Origin of the sequence: Spirillospora sp. NPDC047279, from assembly GCF_040643285.1 — a bacterium.
Taxonomy (GTDB): Bacteria; Actinomycetota; Actinomycetes; order Streptosporangiales; family Streptosporangiaceae; genus Spirillospora.
Genome location: NZ_JBEYUA010000003.1, coordinates 578,933 through 597,548 on the forward strand (window position 1 = coordinate 578,933; position 18,616 = coordinate 597,548).

General features: G+C 70.5%; 21 protein-coding genes and 1 tRNA gene. 11 read left to right on the forward strand and 11 right to left on the reverse strand.

Going from position 1 to position 18,616, the window contains the following annotated elements; all coding sequences use genetic code 11:
• The first annotated feature begins 270 nt into the window (after nucleotides 1-270).
• The gene (locus ABZ810_RS09975; RefSeq protein WP_358401567.1) at nucleotides 271-1,863 is read left to right on the forward strand and encodes a BBE domain-containing protein; all 1,593 of its coding nucleotides are present in this window, start codon (nucleotides 271-273) and stop codon (nucleotides 1,861-1,863) included.
• Nucleotides 1,864-1,872: 9 nt separating this feature from the next.
• Here the strand turns inward: ABZ810_RS09975 and ABZ810_RS09980 are convergent, their stop codons facing one another.
• Entirely contained in the window at nucleotides 1,873-2,388 is a 516-nt protein-coding gene (locus tag ABZ810_RS09980; protein ID WP_358401569.1) for an Lrp/AsnC family transcriptional regulator, read from the reverse strand.
• A gap of 34 nt (nucleotides 2,389-2,422) precedes the next feature.
• Between ABZ810_RS09980 and ABZ810_RS09985 the strand changes: the two genes are divergently transcribed.
• Both ABZ810_RS09985 and ABZ810_RS09990 read left to right on the forward strand, forming a co-directional pair.
• Nucleotides 2,423-3,238 (forward strand): EamA family transporter, encoded by an 816-nt coding sequence (locus tag ABZ810_RS09985; protein ID WP_358401571.1) that lies wholly within the window; start codon nucleotides 2,423-2,425, stop codon nucleotides 3,236-3,238.
• Nucleotides 3,239-3,251: 13 nt separating this feature from the next.
• On the forward strand, nucleotides 3,252-4,220 hold the full coding sequence (locus ABZ810_RS09990; protein ID WP_358401572.1) for an aldo/keto reductase: 969 nt from the start codon (nucleotides 3,252-3,254) through the stop codon (nucleotides 4,218-4,220).
• Nucleotides 4,221-4,416: 196 nt separating this feature from the next.
• On the opposite strand, the gene ABZ810_RS09995 is transcribed toward ABZ810_RS09990, so the two are convergent.
• From ABZ810_RS09995 to ABZ810_RS10015, 5 genes are all read right to left on the reverse strand, one after another.
• A tRNA-Leu gene (locus ABZ810_RS09995) sits at nucleotides 4,417-4,489 on the reverse strand.
• Nucleotides 4,490-4,740: 251 nt separating this feature from the next.
• Nucleotides 4,741-5,046, reverse strand: a complete 306-nt coding sequence (locus ABZ810_RS10000; protein WP_358401574.1) for a cytochrome C oxidase subunit IV family protein — start codon at nucleotides 5,044-5,046, stop codon at nucleotides 4,741-4,743.
• Nucleotides 5,047-5,051: 5 nt separating this feature from the next.
• Nucleotides 5,052-5,633: a cytochrome c oxidase subunit 3 gene (locus tag ABZ810_RS10005; protein ID WP_358401576.1), complete on the reverse strand. Its 582-nt coding sequence runs from the start codon at nucleotides 5,631-5,633 to the stop codon at nucleotides 5,052-5,054.
• Entirely contained in the window at nucleotides 5,630-6,409 is a 780-nt protein-coding gene (locus ABZ810_RS10010; protein WP_358401578.1) for a hypothetical protein, read from the reverse strand. The genes ABZ810_RS10005 and ABZ810_RS10010 overlap by 4 nt, the downstream gene beginning before the upstream one ends.
• A complete protein-coding gene (locus ABZ810_RS10015; RefSeq protein WP_358401580.1) occupies nucleotides 6,406-7,161 on the reverse strand; it encodes a hypothetical protein in 756 nt (251 codons plus the stop codon). The genes ABZ810_RS10010 and ABZ810_RS10015 overlap by 4 nt, the downstream gene beginning before the upstream one ends.
• A gap of 180 nt (nucleotides 7,162-7,341) precedes the next feature.
• On the opposite strand from ABZ810_RS10015, the gene ABZ810_RS10020 reads away from it, so the two are divergent.
• Nucleotides 7,342-7,932, forward strand: a complete 591-nt coding sequence (locus ABZ810_RS10020; protein ID WP_358401581.1) for a TetR/AcrR family transcriptional regulator — start codon at nucleotides 7,342-7,344, stop codon at nucleotides 7,930-7,932.
• A 4-nt stretch (nucleotides 7,933-7,936) separates the two neighbouring features.
• Here ABZ810_RS10020 and ABZ810_RS10025 read toward each other — a convergent pair whose 3' ends face one another.
• From ABZ810_RS10025 to ABZ810_RS10035, 3 genes are all read right to left on the reverse strand, one after another.
• Nucleotides 7,937-9,031 carry an ABC transporter substrate-binding protein gene (locus ABZ810_RS10025; RefSeq protein WP_358401583.1) on the reverse strand — a complete coding sequence of 365 codons (1,095 nt, stop codon included), beginning with the start codon at nucleotides 9,029-9,031 and terminating at the stop codon, nucleotides 7,937-7,939.
• A 171-nt stretch (nucleotides 9,032-9,202) separates the two neighbouring features.
• Nucleotides 9,203-10,390, reverse strand: a complete 1,188-nt coding sequence (locus tag ABZ810_RS10030; RefSeq protein WP_358401585.1) for a HAMP domain-containing sensor histidine kinase — start codon at nucleotides 10,388-10,390, stop codon at nucleotides 9,203-9,205.
• Complete coding sequence (locus ABZ810_RS10035) at nucleotides 10,377-11,051, reverse strand: response regulator transcription factor (RefSeq protein ID WP_358401587.1); 675 nt, start codon at nucleotides 11,049-11,051, stop codon at nucleotides 10,377-10,379. Before ABZ810_RS10035 ends, ABZ810_RS10030 begins: the two co-directional genes overlap by 14 nt.
• 126 nt (nucleotides 11,052-11,177) lie before the next feature.
• Between ABZ810_RS10035 and ABZ810_RS10040 the strand changes: the two genes are divergently transcribed.
• Genes ABZ810_RS10040 through ABZ810_RS10055 form a run of 4 tightly spaced genes read left to right on the forward strand, consistent with a single transcriptional unit; the run spans nucleotide 11,178 to nucleotide 14,884 of the window.
• On the forward strand, nucleotides 11,178-11,723 hold the full coding sequence (locus ABZ810_RS10040; protein WP_358401588.1) for a hypothetical protein: 546 nt from the start codon (nucleotides 11,178-11,180) through the stop codon (nucleotides 11,721-11,723).
• Nucleotides 11,720-12,913, forward strand: coding sequence for a peptidoglycan-binding protein (locus tag ABZ810_RS10045; protein WP_358401590.1), 1,194 nt, complete (start codon nucleotides 11,720-11,722; stop codon nucleotides 12,911-12,913). The genes ABZ810_RS10040 and ABZ810_RS10045 overlap by 4 nt, the downstream gene beginning before the upstream one ends.
• Nucleotides 12,910-13,647 carry an ABC transporter ATP-binding protein gene (locus tag ABZ810_RS10050; protein ID WP_358401592.1) on the forward strand — a complete coding sequence of 246 codons (738 nt, stop codon included), beginning with the start codon at nucleotides 12,910-12,912 and terminating at the stop codon, nucleotides 13,645-13,647. Before ABZ810_RS10045 ends, ABZ810_RS10050 begins: the two co-directional genes overlap by 4 nt.
• Before the next feature lies 1 nt (nucleotide 13,648).
• Nucleotides 13,649-14,884 (forward strand): ABC transporter permease, encoded by a 1,236-nt coding sequence (locus tag ABZ810_RS10055; protein ID WP_358401594.1) that lies wholly within the window; start codon nucleotides 13,649-13,651, stop codon nucleotides 14,882-14,884.
• 25 nt (nucleotides 14,885-14,909) lie between these two features.
• Here the strand turns inward: ABZ810_RS10055 and ABZ810_RS10060 are convergent, their stop codons facing one another.
• Complete coding sequence (locus ABZ810_RS10060) at nucleotides 14,910-15,260, reverse strand: hypothetical protein (RefSeq protein ID WP_358401596.1); 351 nt, start codon at nucleotides 15,258-15,260, stop codon at nucleotides 14,910-14,912.
• An 87-nt stretch (nucleotides 15,261-15,347) separates the two neighbouring features.
• Complete coding sequence (locus tag ABZ810_RS10065; protein ID WP_358401598.1) at nucleotides 15,348-16,028, reverse strand: hypothetical protein; 681 nt, start codon at nucleotides 16,026-16,028, stop codon at nucleotides 15,348-15,350.
• 158 nt (nucleotides 16,029-16,186) lie between these two features.
• Between ABZ810_RS10065 and ABZ810_RS10070 the strand changes: the two genes are divergently transcribed.
• From ABZ810_RS10070 to ABZ810_RS10080, 3 genes are all read left to right on the forward strand, one after another.
• Nucleotides 16,187-16,546 carry an HAD hydrolase-like protein gene (locus ABZ810_RS10070; protein WP_358401600.1) on the forward strand — a complete coding sequence of 120 codons (360 nt, stop codon included), beginning with the start codon at nucleotides 16,187-16,189 and terminating at the stop codon, nucleotides 16,544-16,546.
• Nucleotides 16,547-16,716: 170 nt separating this feature from the next.
• Nucleotides 16,717-17,241 carry an LURP-one-related family protein gene (locus tag ABZ810_RS10075; protein ID WP_358401602.1) on the forward strand — a complete coding sequence of 175 codons (525 nt, stop codon included), beginning with the start codon at nucleotides 16,717-16,719 and terminating at the stop codon, nucleotides 17,239-17,241.
• A gap of 103 nt (nucleotides 17,242-17,344) precedes the next feature.
• Nucleotides 17,345-18,400: a hypothetical protein gene (locus ABZ810_RS10080; protein WP_358401604.1), complete on the forward strand. Its 1,056-nt coding sequence runs from the start codon at nucleotides 17,345-17,347 to the stop codon at nucleotides 18,398-18,400.
• The last annotated feature ends 216 nt before the right edge of the window (nucleotides 18,401-18,616 follow it).

Consider the following 18,616-nt stretch of genomic DNA (forward strand, 5'->3'; position numbering starts at 1 on the left):
GGAGATGACCAGAGGACCGCATTCTCCGCGACGTCCCGTCCCGCGGACGTGGAATCGCCGTTTTCACTCTTGATCCGGGAAAGGCGGCCCGAGGGGAGGGGGGTGAAGCATGACAATGGCTGTATTTTTATGGCGAAAGGGTGGAAATGGGGCTGCGGTCCAGGGGGAATCTTCCAACGATCTAACCGGTGGGGACAGTTGAATTCTTTCGGGCGGCAACGAATGAGAGGGAGAGCCTTCTTGCCCCGCTCGTCGTGGAGACCAGATCGCATGAACGACATTTCGGCGAAGTCGCCCGTCACCACCGTCGTCAAGCCCGCCGATGGCCGCTACCCCGCGCTCAGCCGCGGCTTCAACCAGCGCTGGATCGCCCATCCCGAGTACGTGCGGATGGTGACCTCGCCGCAGGACGTCGTCACGGCGTTGAAGGAGGCGCTCGCCCACGAGCCGGCGGATCCGCGGCGCACGCGTATCACGGTGCGGTCCGGCGGCCACTGCTACGAGGACTTCGTGTGCGGCGACGACGTGCGGGTGATCCTGGACGTCAGCCCGATGTGCGCCATGTACTACGACGAGAAGATGAAGGCGTGGTGCGTGGAGGCGGGCGCCACCAACTGGCACGCCTACAGCCACCTGTTCCCGCTGTCGGGGCGCGCCCTGCCGGGCGGCTCGTGCTACTCGGTCGGGCTCGGCGGCCACATCACCGGTGGCGGCTACGGGCTGCTGTCGCGCCAGGCCGGGCTGACCGTGGACTACCTGTACGCCGTCGAGGTCGCCGTGGTCACCGCGCGCCGCAAGGTCGAGCTGGTCACCGCCACCCGCGACGACTCCCGCTCCGACCTGCTGGACCTCTGGTGGGCGCACACCGGGGGAGGCGGCGGCAACTTCGGCGTGATCACCCGGTTCTGGTTCCGGGACCTGCCCACGCCGCCGCGCCGGGTCCTGATCACCGCCCGCGCCTGGGACTGGAAGACGTTCACCCAGGAGCACTTCACCAGGCTGGTCGAGGACTACGGCGACTACTTCGCCGCCCACCAGGACCCCGCCACCCCGGCCGGCCGGCTGTTCGCCCTGCTGACCCTCACCCACAGCAACCAGGGCACCAACAAGATCGGCCTGCTCGCGCAGGTGGACGCCGACGGCACCGACCCCGCCGCCGACCCGGGCGCCGCCGCCATGAGCGACTTCCTGGACAAGGTCGACAGCGACGCCATCCCCGATTCGCAGCCCATGCGGGAGTCGGTGGCCGAGCACGCCCCGATCCCCGACGCCTGGACGCCGCGGCTGATGCCCTGGCTGACCGCCACCCAGGCGCTCAACAGCTCGGGCGAGAACCGCTGCGGCAAGTACAAGTCGGCGTACGTGCGCCGGCCGTTCACCCCGGAGCAGATCCAGGCGATGTGGGACTACCTGGGCAACAAGTACTTCATCGACTTCACCAACCCGCAGGCGGTCATCCAGGTCGACTCCTACGGCTCGGCGATCAACCACCCTCCGCGCGAGACCGCCTGCCCCCAGCGCGACTCCATCCTGAAAATGCAATACCAGGTGTACTGGAACCGCCCCACCGACGCCGACCCCGGCCCCCAGGCCAGGAACCTGGAATGGATTCGCGACACCTACCAGGCCACCTTCGCCGGCACCGGCGGCGTTCCCGTCATCGGTGAGATCACCGACGGCTGCTATGTCAACTATCCCGACGTCGACCTGAGCGACCCCGTCTGGAACGCCTCCGACCAGCCCTGGTCGCAGCTCTATTACAAGGACGCCTATTCACGGCTGCAACGTGCCAAGGCGCGGTGGGATCCCCTGAACGTCTTCCGGCACGTCCAGTCCATCGAAGCGCCCGCCGAACCCGTTTAGGAGAACGGATCAGGGCGGCGCCTGCTCCGGGCCGGCGTCGGACGGCCCGCAGGGGAGGGGGCGCCGAGGCACGGGCGCCGACTGGAGGATCGAGGTGGTGGTGCGGCCGTGCGGGGTGAAGCGGTCGAGGATCGGTTCGAGCTCGTCGACCGAGCGCAGATGGGCGATGAAGAAGAAGCAGTCGTCGCCGGTGATGCGGTGGCATTCGACGATCTGCGGGATCTCGTCGGCGATCTTGGGGATCAGGCGCAGCTCGCGCGGGGCGGGCTGGACGCGGACCAGCACGCTGATCGGGAAGCCCAGCGCCCGCGGATCGACCGTGGCGTGGTAGCCGACGATCACCCCGGTGCCCTCCATCCGCTGGACACGTTCGGCGACGGCGGGCGCCGATAGGCCGACCCGGCGGCCCACCTCGGCGTGGCTCACCCGGGCGTTCTGCTGGAGCTCGGTGAGAATCCGAAGGTCGGTGTCGTCGAGTTCCTTGGATTCGTAGGCGCGGCCGGGCCTGCTCTTTCTGTTCGCCATTCCGCCAGGTTAGAGAGTGCCCGACGATACGGCCATGCGATTTCCGCCGTCGGGGTTCTTCGTCGGAAGCGCCGTTTTCCACTATCTGGGACCGGCGCTGGCGGTCCTGCTGTTCGTTCGCATGGAACCCCTCGGCGTCGCCGCGGTGCGGATCTGGGGCGCGGCCGTGGTGTTCGCGGTGTGGCGCCGTCCCGCTCTCCGCGGCATCGACCGGACGGTGCTGGCCTGGGCCGCGGTCCTCGCGGCGATGAACACCACGTTCTACCTGGCCATCGACCGGCTGCCGCTGGGCACCGTCGCGGCGATCGAGTTCCTCCCGGTCGTCGTCCTGGCCACGCTCGGCGCCCGTACGGCCCGCAACGTGCTCGCCCTGATCGCGGCCGTGGGCGGAGTGGCCCTGCTGACCGACGCCGAGCTGGCGAAAGAACCGGCGGGGCTGGCGTTCGCCTTCGCCAACGCGGGGTTGTTCGCCGCCTACATCGTGCTCGCGCACCGGGTGGCGCGGCGTCCGGGCGGCGGCGGTGTGGACGGGCTGGCGGCGGCGATGGTCGCGGCCGCGGTGCTGGTGGTGCCGTTCGGAACGGCGCAGGCGGCGCCGGCGGTGTCCGATCCGGCGCTGCTCGCCGCCGGGATCGGCGTCGGGATCTGCTCGTCGGTGATCCCGTACGTCCTCGACCAGCTCGCCATGGAACGCCTGCCCAGGGCGACCTACGCGCTGATGACGTCCCTGCTGCCGGCGACCGCCGCGGTGACGGGCGCGCTGGTGCTCGGGCAGTTCCCGTCGGCCGCCGAGGCCGCCGGAGTGGGATTGGTGATCGCCGGAGTCGCGTCGCATCGCGATCCCGGCTGAACAGGAGAGAGACATGGAACAGACACGGCTCGGGGCGACGGGGCTGAAGGTCTCGCGCATCTGCCTGGGCATGATGAGCTACGGCGATCCCGAGGAGGAGGCCTGGTACCTGGACGAGGAGCGGGCCGAGCCGATCGTCCGCGGCGCCGTCGAGGCCGGCGTGACGTTCTTCGACACGGCCGACATGTACTCGCTCGGGCGCACCGAGGAGATCACCGGGCGGCTGCTGTCCAGGCTGTTCGCGCACCGCGAGGACTACGTGCTCGCCACCAAGGTCTATTTCCCGATGGGGCCGGGGCCCAACGACGGGGGGCTGTCCCGCAAGCACGTCCTGTCGGCCATCGACGCCTCGCTGCGCCGCCTCGGCACCGACCACGTCGACCTCTACCAGATCCACCGCTGGGACCACGAGACGCCGATCGAGGAGACGATGCAGGCGCTGGACGAGGTGGTCAAGGCCGGCAAGGCCCGCTACATCGGCGCGTCCAGCATGTACGCCTGGCAGTTCGCCAAGGCGCAGCAGTGCGCGCCGACCAGGTTCGTGTCCATGCAGAACCACTACAACCTGGTCTACCGCGAGGAGGAACGGGAGATGATCCCGCTCTGCCTCGACCAGGGGGTCGGCGTCATCCCGTGGAGCCCGCTGGCGCGGGGGCTGCTCGCGGGCAACCGTGAACGCGGCGGGGGCCTCCGCACGGTGCGGGCGGGCAACGACTCCATCGCCGACGACCTCTACGAGGACGCCGACTTCGACGTGGTCGACGCCGTCCGGGAGGTCGCGACCGCACGCGGCGTGCCGCCCGCCCGGATCGCGCTGGCCTGGCTCCTCGGCCGTCCGGGCGTGACGGCGCCGATCGTCGGCGCGACCTCGCACAAGCACGTGGACGACGCCGTGGCGGCGGCGGAACTGCGGCTGACAGAGGAGGAGACGCGGCGGCTGGAAGCGCCGTACCGGCCGCACCCGATCCTCGGCCACACCTGACGACCTCTCGGGCGGGCGCAACGGGCTCGGCGGAACGTCCGCCGACGTCGGCTACCTCGACCAACAGCCCGCAGACCGGCCTCCACGTCTTCCCGATCCGCAACTGGCGCCGCGGTGTTCAACTGCCTCACGGCCGCGGTTGAACACCGCCGCGCGGCCCGGAGGGGCCGTTCACCGCCTCGATGGAGGAAACCGGTACCCCCGGTCGGATTCGAACCGACAACTGGTCCCTTTTAAGGGGACTGCCTCTTCCATTGGGCTAAGGGGGCCAATGGAAGGGGATCCTAAGTTTGGAAATGTCGGAACGTCCATTTGTTTGACCGCGCACGGTGGCCAGTGTGCCCTGTTGCACAATTGCGTCCTGCGAGAGGATGTGGCATGCGGGGGTGGGTCTCCAGGGGCTCGGGCGCGAGGATCTGCCGACGGAAATCATCGCGGCGTTTCCCGCGTCAATGACGCCGGCGGCGAGCCGTAGGCCGGGCGGCCGCCGGGGGCCCGCGGGGTCGGAGGCGTCGTGCGGTCAGGCGAGGTGGATGCCGAGGAGGGTCAGCCAGAGGACGGCGAGCCAGGCGTCCGTGGTGTGCTGGAGCCAGCGGGGGGCGTGCCGGACCTCCATGAAGTAGCGGATGATCAGACGGCATTTGATCGCGCCGAGGACGGCGATGCCGGCGACGAGCTCGTCGCCCAGCGCCGTGGCGGCCTGGGATTCGCCGGGGGACAGGAGCCAGCCCAGGACGGTCGCGGCGGACAGCGCCGCCCAGGCGATCACGACGGCTCGCCTGCTCGTCGTGGGGATCCGGTCGTGCGCCGCGGGCGCGCTGGTCATGCGGGTCACCTCATGAGGTAGAGGATGGCGAAGATCACGACCCACAGCAGGTCGATCATGTGCCAGAACAGGACGCCCTGCTCGACGACCGAGACGCGCGGCCGCCGGATCGCGATGCCGAGGATGAGCAGGCCGAGGGCCAGATGGACCAGGTGAACGCCGGTCAGGACGTAGTAGAAGCTGAAGAACTCGTCCTGGAGGGTGTGGCCCTGGCTGATCTTCAAATGCCACTCGTAGACCTTGATCAGGGTGAACAGCGCCCCGCACGCGCCGGTGGCCAGCAGGAGGCGTCGCGCGTCGCGAGGGGCGCCGCGGCGGATCGCGATCACGGCCAGGGCGGCGAACAGGGAACTGGTCAGGAGCACGGCGGTGTTGACGACCCCGACACCGATGTCGAGGTGGCGCTGGGCGGCGGAGAACTCCTCGGCCGACAGCGCCCGGAAGACCATGTAGACGACGAAGTAGCAGCCGAAGAAGAACAGGTCTCCCAGGACCATGACCCACATGTCGACGTCGCCGGGGAGCCGCCGTTCGCCGGCCCGCTCGGCCCTCGGGTCCGTGGACGGGCCGGCGCCGGGGGCGGTCACCGGGCGCCCTCCGGTTCGTAGAGCGCGGGCGTCCGCGCGGTCTCCCGGCGGGCGGCGATGCGCATGAGCGGCAGCAGGCAGGCGACCCACAGACCGAAGACGACCACGGCGATGTAGAGGGTGATCATGCCGTTCCAGGCGAACGCGCCGGAGTGGAACAGCCACATCTGGGTGGCGATGACCTCGGTGACGATCTGCCAGATGGAGACATAGGCGAACCATTTGGGGAAGACGCGGTCGCGGTCGTACAGGATGGCGATCGCCAGGACCATGTAGGCGGCGGTGAAACAGCCGAGCGACCCGTTGTAGGACAACATGCCCAGGTCGTAGAGCAGGTGCAGGATCCGCGGGTCGCGTTCGGGCCGGAAGGTCGCGGTGAGCCAGCAGGCCAGCAGCAGCTGGAAGCCCGGGACCGCGCCCACTCCCATGGTGGCGATGAAGGCGTAGGCCAGCACCCTTCCCGAGGACATGCGCTTCATGAGGTAGCCGATGATGCCGTTGGAGATCGCGGCACCGCCGGCGATCATCAGCAGGGCCACGAACCCGACCTGGATGCCGAGCCGATGCTGGTCGAACCACGCCGCGGCCTGGAGATCGGTGACGTCCGGGCGGGGCGGCGGGGTGGCTCGCCCCAGCAGGCACACTCCGACCGACAGGGCGGCGTAGAAGGCGGCGAACACCCAGTAGGCGACGGTGACGTCCCGCCTGCTCCGGCGGACCGGCTCTCCGGGCTCGCCGGAAGCGCCTTGGGCGAGGGCCGAGGCCGCCTCGGTCATGACGCCACGCCCCGCCCCGCCGCATCGTTCTCCGCCTGCCGGCGGAGCGCGGCCCGCAGGACGAAGAACATCACCACCACGAACAGCGCGAACGCGCCGTTGCGCAGCCAGAACGACACCAGCCCGTCCCAGGCCAGGGGGCCGTCGCGGTACACCGCCGACGCCGCCGAGGGCACCATGGCCGCGGCCGTGAACAGCGCGTAGTGCGCGACCCACCGCGGGAAGACCGGCGCCTGGCGGTCGTCGGCGTGGACGGCCAGCGCCAGCAGGACGAACTGGGCGACCAGCATGCCGATCGGCGCGACGAAGGTGATCCAGGCCAGGTCGTTGAGCACCTGGATCAGGTCGTCACCACGATCGGGCCGGAACGCGGCGACGGCGAAGAAGATGTTCGACAGCGCGAACAACGTCGCTCCGGCGACCACGGCCGCCAGGTAGGAGAAGGCGTAGATGTGGCTCTGCCCGCGCATGCGCTGCATCTGAGCCATGATCAGGACGAAGAACGGGACGATCAGGATCCCGAACAGGTTGAACCCCACCATGCTGAACCGCACCAGCGGGGTGTTGTCCCGGTAGAACGCCCCGACCTCCGCCGCGCTCATGTCCGGCGACATCGGCGGGAAGAACCCGGGGAAGGCCACGAACAGCACCAGCAGGACGAGCGCCACCGCCGGCGCCGACCACAGGATGACCTGCTGGGCCCGCAGCCCCGAAGCGGACGCCTCCCGCGTCCCGGCAAGCGCCGTCTGCATGGTCCCTCCGCCTCTCCCGAGAGAACATCGTTCTCTTCAGGCGTGAAGTGGCCTTCCGTTGGCGGAGCATCGCATAGTTTTCTGACGGTAGTCAATAATCTCGATGCGTTAGAGTGCCTGGTCATGGTGCGGAGTGCGGGGAAGCCAAAAAATGACCATGGTCAGGGCAGGGCCACCCCGGTGCGAGCACGGTCGCACGCGAGCCGGGAGGCGATCATTCAGGCGGCGCTGGCCCTGTGGCGCACCAAGGGCTTCGCCGCCACCACCGTCACCGACATCTGCAAGGCCGCCGACGTCTCCAAGGGCCTGTTCTACGTCTACTTCGAACGCAGGGAGGACGTGCTCCTGGAGATCGAGGTGTTCACCATGAGCGACGCCCACGCCGCCGCCGAGGCCGTCGCCTCCGGCCCCTACGAGCTCGCCGACCTCATCGAGGCGCTCATCGAGCACCTGGAACGTGACTGCCGCCGTTACCCGGCCGAGCTGGTCTTCGAATGCGTCATCGAGACCTACCGCGCCGAACGACGCGCCCTGGCCGGCGGCGCCACCGACGCGGACCTGGCGTTCCTCTTCCTCCAGCCGTTCCGGCGCGCGCAACGCGACGGCAAGATCCCCCCGGACGCGGACGTCGTCCGGCTGGCGCGGATCGCCCAGATGTTCATCGGTGACGGCATCAGGCACTGGGCCGCCTCGGACCTCCGGCAGGAATCCCTCGCCGAGCCCCTGGCCCGGGAGATCAGCGCAGCCGTCCAGGGCCTGGCGAACCTCTGACCGTTCAGCCGGAGTGCAGGACCCGGAAACGGCCGGGTTCGGCCGGATCCCGATCGACGACCTGGACCGGTGGCCAGGCCCACTGCCAGACGCCGATGCCGGGCGTCCGCGAGAACCGGATCGGCCCGCGGGTGCCTTCGACCGCCACACGCGGCCAGGCTCCGGCGGCGCGTGCCCCGTCCGACCGCAGCACATCGGCGAGGACGGTGACCGTGTCGTGGCCCTCGAACGCGACGAACGAGGGCGCCTCGCCCAGCCGTTCGCGGAGGGCCGCCTCGACCCGTTCGCCGAGCGGGCCGAAGCGCTCGGGCAGGTAGCGCAGGAACGGGATCGCGCCGCCGTCCTCACCCAGCGACCTGACCCATTCACCGAACTCCGGTTGCCCGGCCGGGGCACCGATCATGACCTCGTCCAGGCGCCGGTCGCCGCGGACGGCCTTGACGATCGACATCGCCGGCTCCGGGTTGCCGACCAGAAGCAGAAGGGCCGTCGCGCGATGCTCGGCGAGCGCGTCGCACACGGCCGCCGGGGCGAGCGCGCGCATGTCCAGTTCGACGACGGTGCCGCCGCGCGGACCCAGGTGATCCCGCAGAACGCGGGCCCCGGACGCCCAGTAGACGCTCGGCTCGGCCGCCACGGCGATCCTGCCGTGGCCCGCGCCGAGCAGGAAGTCCGCGTAGATCTGCCAGCCATGGGACTGCGCCGGGGCCAGGCGCGCGACCCAGTCCGTCGGCTGTTCGGTGAGCGCGTCGAGAACCGCCGACGAGCAGAGGAACGGCACGCCGATCGCATCGGCTCTGGCGGCCACGGCACGGGCGACGACGCTGTGATACTCGCCCGCCAGGGCGGCCACGCCCAGGCCGGCCAGCTCGTCCACCGCCGCCGCGGCCCGCTGTGGATCAGCCGCGGTGTCCCGGACCACCAGTTCGAGCGGCCGTCCGGCGATCCCGCCCGCGTCATTGACGTCACGAACACCCGACTGGAGCCCGGCGAGCAAGTGCCGCCCCGCCTCGACCCACCCGGGCCGGGTCAACGGAACGAGGGCCCCGATCCGGACCGACGATCCGTCCGTCCGTTCCTCTCCAGATGGCGTGGTCATGAGCAGGCGTCTCCAGCAGCAAGATCGGTGGCCCGTCGACTGTACTAGCGGCAAAGACCTCCCAGCCGAGCACCCTGATCCGCAGCAGAACGGCACCGCCCCGTTGGACGGATCGGCCACGAGGGCCGGCGTCACCGGCCATCACGCAAGATCAGCAGTGCCCGAACGAGGTCACGGCGCGGGGGCGGGGGCTGCTCGGGCTGGGGTGGTGTGGGGGGCGGGGCGGTGGGTCGGGGGGAAGGTGATCTCGATGGAGAGGCCGCCGTCCGGGCGGGCACGGGCGGTGATGCCGGCGCCGTGCGCGGTCGCGATGGCGCGGACGATCGAGAGACCGAGGCCGTGGTGGCCGTCGTTGCGCGCGGTCCGTCCGCCGAGCCGCTGGAAGGGCTCGAAGAGCTGGGCGACCTGGTGCGGGGGGATGACCGGTCCGCTGTTGGCCACCCGGACGAACGCCTGCCCGGCCCTGATCTCGGTCGCGACCTCCACGTGGCCGCCGCTCACGTTGTGGTGCACGGCGTTGTCGACGAGATTGGCGACCAGGCGTCCGGCCAGCGCGGGGTCGCCCGCGGACGGGGCGGGCGTGATGCGGGCGTCGATGCGCACGCCGTGCGCGTCGGCCTCGAGGCTTGCCGAGTCGAGGGCCTGGCGGGCGAGCGTGGACAGGTCGAAGGGCTCCCGGCGGTCGAGGCCACGCTCGCTGCTGGTGAGCGTGAGCAGGGCCTCCAGGAGCCGCCCCTGGTCCTTGTTGATCGCGAGCAGGCGCTTCGAGGTCGTCCGGTACGACTCCAGCGTGGCCTCGCGGTCGGTGAGCGTCTCCTCCAGGAGCGCGCGTTCCAGGGTGAGCGGCGTGCGCAGTTCGTGCGCGGCGTTGGCGACGAAGCGTTTGTGCGCGTCGAGCGCCGCCTCCAGCCGGCCGAGCAGCCCGTCGACGGTGTCGGCGAGGTCGGTCATCTCGTCGCGGGGCCCGGTGGCGGCGAGCCGTTCGTGCACGTTGCGGGCGGAGATCTGCTGGATCGTGGCCGTCATCGTGCGCAGTGGCCGCAGGACACGCCCGGCGACCAGCCAGCCCAGCGCGACCGAGATCACCATCATGATCGCGAGAGCGACGCCGAACTGCGCCAGCAGGTCGCGCAGCTGGTCGTCCTTGAGGCGTTCCAGCTGGTCGCGGATCTGCGGCCCTCTGTCGTCGTGGACGATGATCACCCACTTGGCGCGGCGCATGAGCCAGTAAGTGATCGCGAGAAGGACCGCACTGGAGATCGTGAACAGCGCGCTGTAGAGGGCCGTGAGACGCATGCGCACGGTGCCGAGTGCGAGAGGATCGGAGACGCGCGGGCGGAGCGGGTCATGAAGGCGCATGGGCCTCACCAATCCGGTAACCGCCCTGCTGGACGGTCTCGATCACCGGTGGCGGGCCGAGCTTGGACCGCAGCCGGTTCATCGTGGCCTTGACGGTGGTCGTGAACGGGTCGGCCATCTCGTCCCACACCCGTTCCAGCAGCTCCTCGGCGGACACGGCGCGGCCGTCGGCGCCGAGCAGGTACTCCAGGACCGCGAACTCCTTCGGGCTCAGCGCCAGGCGCAGTCCCGCCCGGGTCGCGATCCGCTGCGCCGAGTCCAGTCGCAGGTCACCGTGGACGAGGACCGGCGGCAGCGCCGGCTGCGCCCGCCGGCCGAGCGCCCGGATCCGGGCCACGAGCTCGGCGTACGCGAACGGTTTCGGCAGGTAGTCGTCGGCGCCGAGGCTCAGGCCCGACACCCGGTCGGCGATCGTGCCGGACGCGGTCAGCATCAGGACGCGGGTCCGGTGCGTCCGGCCCGCCAGGGTGCGGCACACCTCGTCGCCGTGGACGGCGGGCAGGTCCCGGTCGAGCACGACGACGTCGTACTCCAGCAGCGAGGTCCGTTCGATGGCCGCCTCGCCGTCGTGGACCACGTCGACGGCCATTCCCTCGCGGCGCAGGACCCGCGCCACGGACGCGGCGAGCTCGGCGTGATCCTCTGCCACCAGCACTCTCATCGTGTCCTCAGGTTAACCATTGCCGCGGTCACAGCCGGGTCACAGGGGCTCTGACCGTGGTGTGACCGCCCGTTGCCTAGAAATGGCCTCCAGCGCCCATTCATTTGACGCGAAGGAGAGCGCGACATGACCAAGGCGAATCCGATACGGGCCCTGACGCTGCCGCTGGTGGCGCTCACGCTCATGCTGCCGGCGCTCGCGGCCTGCGGTGGATCGGACGAACCCTCCGGCGGCTCGGCCACGGCGGCCGGCGGCGGTTCGAGCACGGCGGCGGCGAGCGGTGGTGGTACCGCCGGCAACGACCCCGCCCAGTACGTGAAGTACGCGCAGTGCATGCGAAAGAACGGCGTACCGGATTGGCCCGACCCCATCGACGGTGACAAGTTCCGCATGCCGCTGGGGAAGATCGACCCCAAGTCTCCGCAGTTCAAGGCCGCGTCGAAAACCTGTGAGCCGGTGCGGCCACCGGCCTGGGCGGCCCCGAAGCAGAATCCGGCCGACCAGGCCAAGGCGCTGAAGTACGCGCAGTGCATGCGCAAGAACGGCGTTCCCCAGTTCCCCGACCCCAAGGACGGAGTGCTGGACCCCGGTGCCATCAGTCCTGACTCGCCGCAGTACAAGGCGGCGGACCAGAAATGCCAGGCGCTGCGGCCGGCGGGTGCCGGGGGATGAGCACCGAGGCCAAGGAGGCGCCTTCCGGTTCGCCCGGGGCCGAGGACACCGCCCCCGGCGTCCCGGTTCCGGACCGCCGGAAGCCGCGCCCGCGCAGGCGGCGGAAGGTGCTCGCCGGGACGGGGGTCCTGGTGCTGCTGGTCGCCGCGGGCGCCGTCGTCGCCGTCATGGATCCCTTCGACGACGGGTCCGCCCGTCCCACGTCCTCGAACGTCGGCACCTCGCTGGCGGCCGTACGCGAAGGATCCCTGTCCACGCAGGTGACGCAGAGCGGGACGCTCTCGTACGCGGCCTACGGTGACGGGAGCCCGTTCGCCGTGATCAACCAGGCCGAGGGCACCTACACCTGGATCCCCGGCGAGGGCAGGGAGATCGACTGCGGCAGGACCCTCTACCGGGTGGACGAGAAGCCGGTGGTGCTGATCTGCGGTGGTACGCCGGCGTACCGCGCCCTGTCGCAGGGCGACGAGGGGCGGGAGGTGCGCGCCCTCAACACGAACCTCGTGAAGCTCGGGTACGCCGAGAGGTCCGAGCTCGATCCCGACTCGGACTACTACGGATCGGAGACCGCGGAGGCGGTCACCGAACTTCAGGACGCGCTGGGCGTCGACCAGACCGGGACGCTGGCCCTCGGGGACGCCGTCTTCCTGCCCGGTCCGCTCCGGGTGACGAAGGCGACGGCCAAGGCCGGAACGCGGGCGGCGCCGGGATCGCAGCCGGCCCAGGCCACCACGGCCAGGCGCCAGGTGACGGTGGAGCTCGACCCCGGCCAGCAGTCCCAGGTCAAGGTCGGCGACCGGGTCGAGATCACCCTTCCGGACAACAGGACGACCCCGGGCAGGGTGAGCCGCATCGGAACGGTCGCGAGGTCCGCCGACGACAAGGAGGACTCGTCCGCCGCCACGATCCCGGCGTACATCACGCTCGACCGCCCGAAGGACGCGGGGAAGCTGGACGCGGCCCCCGTTCAGGTGCAGATCACGACCGACGGGGTCGAGAAGGCGCTGATCGTCCCGGTCACCGCGCTCATGGGCAAGGCCGGCGGCGGCTACGTCGTCGAGGTGGCCGACCCGGCGGGGCCGCGCCGCCTGGTTCCCGTGACGCTCGGCATGTTCGACAACGACACCGGGCTCGTCCAGGTGTCCGGAGACCTGGCCGCGGGTGATCAAGTGGTGGTGCCGGCCTCATGAGCACTCAGGACGGCCGGGCCCCCGCGCTCGAACTGGAAGGCGTCACCAAGATCTACGAAGGGCAGCCGCCCGTGCCCGCGCTGCGCGGCGTGAGCTTCACCGTCCGCCACGGCGAGCTCGTCGCCATCGTCGGGCCGTCGGGGTCGGGCAAGACGACGCTCCTGCACGTCATGGGAACGCTGGAACGGCCCACCGACGGGCTGATCCGGATCGACGGAGTCGACGCGGCGGGGCTCGGCGACCGGCAGCTCGCGGCGCTGCGCGCCCGCAGCATCGGTTTCGTGTTCCAGCAGTTCTTCCTGGCCGAGCACTCCACCGCGCTGGAGAACGTCGCGAACGGCCTGCTGTACGCGGGCGTCGAGGTCGGCGAGCGACGGCGCCGCGCCGCCGAGGCGCTCGACCGCGTCGGGCTCGCGCATCGCCGCGACTTCCGTCCGACGAAGATGTCCGGAGGGGAACGCCAGCGCGTGGCCATCGCCCGCGCCCTGGTGGGCAGGCCGGCGATCGTGCTCGCCGACGAGCCGACGGGCAACCTCGACAGCACCACGGGAGCCTCGATCCTCGCGCTCCTGCGGGAGCTCAACGCCGAGGGCGCGACGATCATCATCATCACGCACGACGGTGACCTGGCCGAGCGGCTGCCTCGCCGGATGCACGTTCTGGACGGCCGGATCATCTCCGACACCGCGTTGGCCGGCTCGCCCGCCCGCAGCGGACCAGCGAAGGCGGACTGACATGCCGATCCCCTCCCATCTCGTACCGGCACGCCTGCGCGCCGGAGACCAGGCCCGGGTGGCGAGCTCCGGGCTGCGCGCCCGGCCCCTGCGGGCGGCGCTGTCCGCGCTCGGGATCGCGATCGGCACCACGGCGATCGTCGCCGTTCTCGGGTTGTCGTCGTCGTCCCAGGCCGGTCTGCTGGCCGAGATCGACCGCCTCGGCACGAACCTGCTGACCGTCAAGACCGGCCAGAGCCTCACCCGGGAGGAGGCGGTCATGCCGGTCGCCGCGCCCGCCCGGGTCTCCCGCCTCGCGTCCGTCGAGGAGGTGGCGCACACCGGCACGATCGACGACGCGAACGTGTACCGGAGCCCGGTGATCCCGCCGATCAACACCAACGGGCTGAAGGTCCAGGCGGCGAGCCTGAACCTGCCGCAGGTGGCCGGCGCCGGCGTCGCCCACGGCCGCTGGCTCAACGAGGCGACGGCGACCCAGCCCACGGTCGTGCTCGGCGCGGTGGCCGCGGAACGCCTGGGGATCAGCCGGGTGCATCCCGGGCAGCGGGTGTGGCTGGGCGGGCAGTGGTTCTACGTCGCCGGGACCCTCACCGCCGCGACGCTCGCACCGGACATCGACACCAGCGCCCTGGTCGGCTACCCGGCGGCGCGACGCTACCTCGGCCACACCACCATGGCCGGCGGCCGGCCGGCGGACGGCCCGCCGAGCACCATCTACGTACGTTCGGCCACCGACGCGGTCGGCGCCGTGCAGTCGGTGCTCGCGCAGACCGCGAACCCGGAGGCGCCGAACGAGGTCAACGTGAGCCAGCCCTCCGACGCGCTGACCGCGCGGGCTTCGGCGAAGGGGGCGTTCAACAGCCTCTTCCTCGGCCTCGGCGTGGTGGCCCTCCTCGTGGGAGCCGTGGGCGTCGCCAACATCATGATCATCTCCGTCCTGGAACGCCGCTCGGAGATAGGCCTGCGCCGGGCCCTCGGCGCGACCCGAGGCCAGATCCGCACCCAGTTCCTCTCGGAGGCGATCATGCTGTCGGTCCTGGGCGGCATCGTCGGCGTGGCCGCCGGCGCCCTAGCGACCGCCGTCTACGCCGCCACCAAGAACTGGACGGTGGTCATCCCCACCGAGGCATGGGCGGGCGGCATAGCCTCGGCCATCCTCATCGGCGCGATAGCAGGCCTGATCCCCGCCCTCCGAGCCGCCCGCCTCTCCCCGACCGAAGCCCTCCGAACAGCCTGACCCGCGACGCCCGTCACCGTCGTGCTCAGGAAGGTGTGATGCCGGCCCGCCGCTGTTGCCGAACGCGCCGCTTCATGGCCGCGGCGGGGATGGCGACCGCGAGCAGGAGGGGGATCGCCGCGACGATCCCGACCCAGAGGACGATGGCGAGGTAACCGAGGGCGGCGTTGTTCGTGTCCGCGTCCGCCAGGACGAGGAAGACGATGCTCGTGACGAACGCGACCACCAGGAAGACCGCGATGACGATGGCGAGCCCGACGAGAACACTCGCCCACCGCCGGTAGGCGGCACTGACCGGCCGGGCCTGCGGTGGCGCGTACACGTTGGGCGGAACGGGCATCTGGGCCGGGCGATGGAATGGCTGCTGGTCAGACATGGGATCCAGTTCTTCTGTGCGCGTCCCGGAACACTACCCGCACCGCTGCCGCGCGCCCCGCCTCAGGGTCGTCGCACGACCGGCCGGTCACTTCTTGCCGGCGTCCCATGCGTCGGGGCCGAAGGTGCGCAGCAGGGCGATGAGCGCGGCCCCGAGCCGCCAGTCCAGTCCCGGCGCGTGCACATGCAGCTTGTCGCCCTTGGACCTGAACTCCAGCGGCATCTGCCCGCCCGCGCGCCACCTGATGCGCCGGGGACCGCGCGCGACACCGGCCTCATTGCCGGGGATGCTGTCGAAAACGGTGAACACCAGGATCAGCACCTGCATGGGCAACAACGACCACCACATGAGCCACCACAAGATCCGGCCCTTGAAGCCCACCGCCTCGGGGCCGCCGGCCTGTGTCACGGTCCAACGTGTGCGCAGGCCCCGGCCACGGAGCGCCTTCTCGCGCACGAGCGTGCCGATGAGCGCACCCTGCGCGTCGAGCACCTGGAACGTCGCGACCCCGCCGCCGGCCGACCGGGTCACCACGGTGGCCACCCGCTCCTGACACTGCGCGTCGGCCCAGAGAACCAAGGAACGAGCGCCGCTCTTGCGGGCCGCGAGGTACGCGGGCACGCCGCCCGCCGGCAGCTCGCGCTCCACCCACGCGACCACCCGGGACGCCCCTGATCCGTCGGTGAGGTCGACCAGGCCCGTGACCGGCGCCTCGGCGCCGTCGCGGCCTTGCGCCCGGGAGATCCTCATGGTCAGTACGTTGCTCACCCGACGTGCTCCTTCATGCTCGGGCGGTCGCGCCTTCAGCCGCGCCCGCACCACCTTCCACTGCCTTGACCTGGCCCTCCTGGAGGCCGCACCGGCATCCAGAGGCCCCTCCCGGCCGACGACCGTCGAGCGGTCCGATACCAGGAGATGATCCTCCTATGGTGGATCTGGTCTTCTTCGACCTGGACGGCACCCTGGTCGACCATCGAAGCGCGGTCTGGGAGACGATCGGCCGGATCGTCCAGGCCGCGCCGAACGCGATGGCCTCGCGGGACGAACTGGTCACGTTGTGGTGGACGCTCGAGGGGCGCCACATGCGGGAGACGCGGACCGACCCCGAGCGGGCGGCCAACGTCGGCGACATGCTGGAGAGCGACGTGAACGCCGCCACCCGCGCCGGGCTCACCGGCATCTGGCTGGACCGAGGCATCGACTTCGTCACCGGCGGACCCCCGCCGCCTGCGGGCGAGTCGGTCCTCCGCATCGAACGCCTCACCGACCTCCCCGACCACCTGTGACTCGTTCGCGTCGGTGGGGAGCCACGCGACGCGATCCGAGGGCACGCCTGGCGGCCCTTCCGGTGGGCGAGCCTTTGCGGCCTGCGAGCTTTGCTTTTACCGGTATTCAGGGAATTTGTGACCCATGGGGTATCTCGCCGGAATCGGTACCGGCGTTCTGGGGAGGCGCGATGTTCGGTCGTAAGCATCAGGAGGAGGCCCCGCCGGCGGTCACCTCCATGTTCCAGATGCGGCAGAAGATGTTGTCGATCGGCGACGACTACTGGATCGAGAACGGCGTCGGGCAGAAGGCGTTCCACGTGAACGGCAAGCTGCTGCGCCTGCGCAAGACGTTCGTGCTCGAGGACGCGTCCGGGCACGAGCTCCTGCGCATCCACAGCAAGATCCTGCGTGTCCGCGACACGTTCGTCATCGATCGGGGCGAGGAGAGGGCCGCCACCCTGCACAAGAGCCTCATCGGCTTCCGCGACCGCTTCGCCATCGACCTCGGCGATGCCGGCGAGCTGCACGCCCACGGCGACATCCTCGAGCACGAGTACTCCATCAGCCGCGACGGCACCGACATCGCCCAGATCAACAAGCACTGGATGCGGGTCCGCGACACCTACGGCGTCTCGATCGTGCAGGGCGAGGACGTCCCGCTGCTCCTGGCCATCGTCATCTGCATCGACACGATCAGCCACGAACACCGCTGATCCCGCCGCGGCCGGAGCCGCGGATCACTGCCCACACCGCTACCGTCATCAGTCGGAACAAAGCGCGGGGCAGAGGCCCCATCGGGTGAGGGGACATCTCGACATGAGCGACGGCGGTCCGGCCCTGGAGGATCTGACCGGGTACTGGGAGCTGGAGGCCTGCTCGGAGGCTCGCGAACTCTGTGAATCGGAGGGGGCGGACACCGGACCGCACGTGCGGGGCTGGCTCGACGATCCTGCGTTGCCCGAGCCGGGGGACTTTCGTCCGGTCAGCGGCTTCGTCCTCCACGTCGCCCCGGACGGGAGGGCTACCGAATATGCCACTCGCCGGATGCGCATGCCGTGGTGGGACAGCGAGGTGACGCTCGACAATCGTTGCGAGCCGTTCGACGGCGAGGTCGTCCACAGAGCCGGCGCGCTTTACCACGTTCCTGATGAGGACCAGAACGGCGAGGTGGAACCCAACGGGTACCACTACGGCAACGGCTCGGACTGTTTCGCCACCGCGCGGTTGACCCTCGATGAGGCGGGGCGGCTGGTGCGCACCGTGTCGGTGGACTTCGAGTCGGGGTTCCTGCTGGCACGGCTCTGGTACCGGTACGTGCGGGTGAACGCGCCCACGCGTCCTCGGCCTCGGCGCGTCGAGGACGCTCCCGCGCCGTCGTCGATCGACGAGGCCGTCGTGGTGTCCGTTCCCGGGGACATCGCTTCGGCCCTGGCCGCGGCCTATCGCGCGACGATCGTCGACCATCGCATCGCCGGTGAGGGCTACGGTGACACCACCGCCGTCACCGGCGTGGTGGAGTATGCCGATCTCACCCGAGGCCCAGGCCGGGAAGGGGAGCGCCTGACGGCGAGGAGCGTCCCGGGCCTCAGCGGCCTGCGGTGCACGACACCGTTCGGCGCACCCGGGAAGGCACTGGAGGAGGCGCGCGCCCAGCTGGGCGACCACCTCTTCGAGGCCCATGCGGACGCGATCGCGGCGGATTGGTGGGACACGCGGCGCATCTCCGTCCTGACCCGTTACAGGGAGGACGCCGGGGCGGTCGAAGTGCGGGCATTCCTCGGGCCGGCCGCTTGGGGTCTGGGCCGCGAATTCGAAGCCCAGAAGAAGCTGCTCGCCCAGTTCGCGGGCAGCGATCGCGGTTCGGAGGGTTGAGGCTGGATGCTCGTTCGTGAACTGTTCGCGGAGTATGTCGAATGGCTGGGCGTCAACGTCCCGCATGCGCACGCCAACCTGGCGCCGACGATGCCGACATCGAGGCACTGGAGACGGGGATCGGGGCGCGCCTTCCCGAGGAGGCGTCATCAACGGCAGCGGCGCCCGCCCCTGGTTCGGAGACCCGGAGGAGCACTTCTTCAACACCCTCTACAC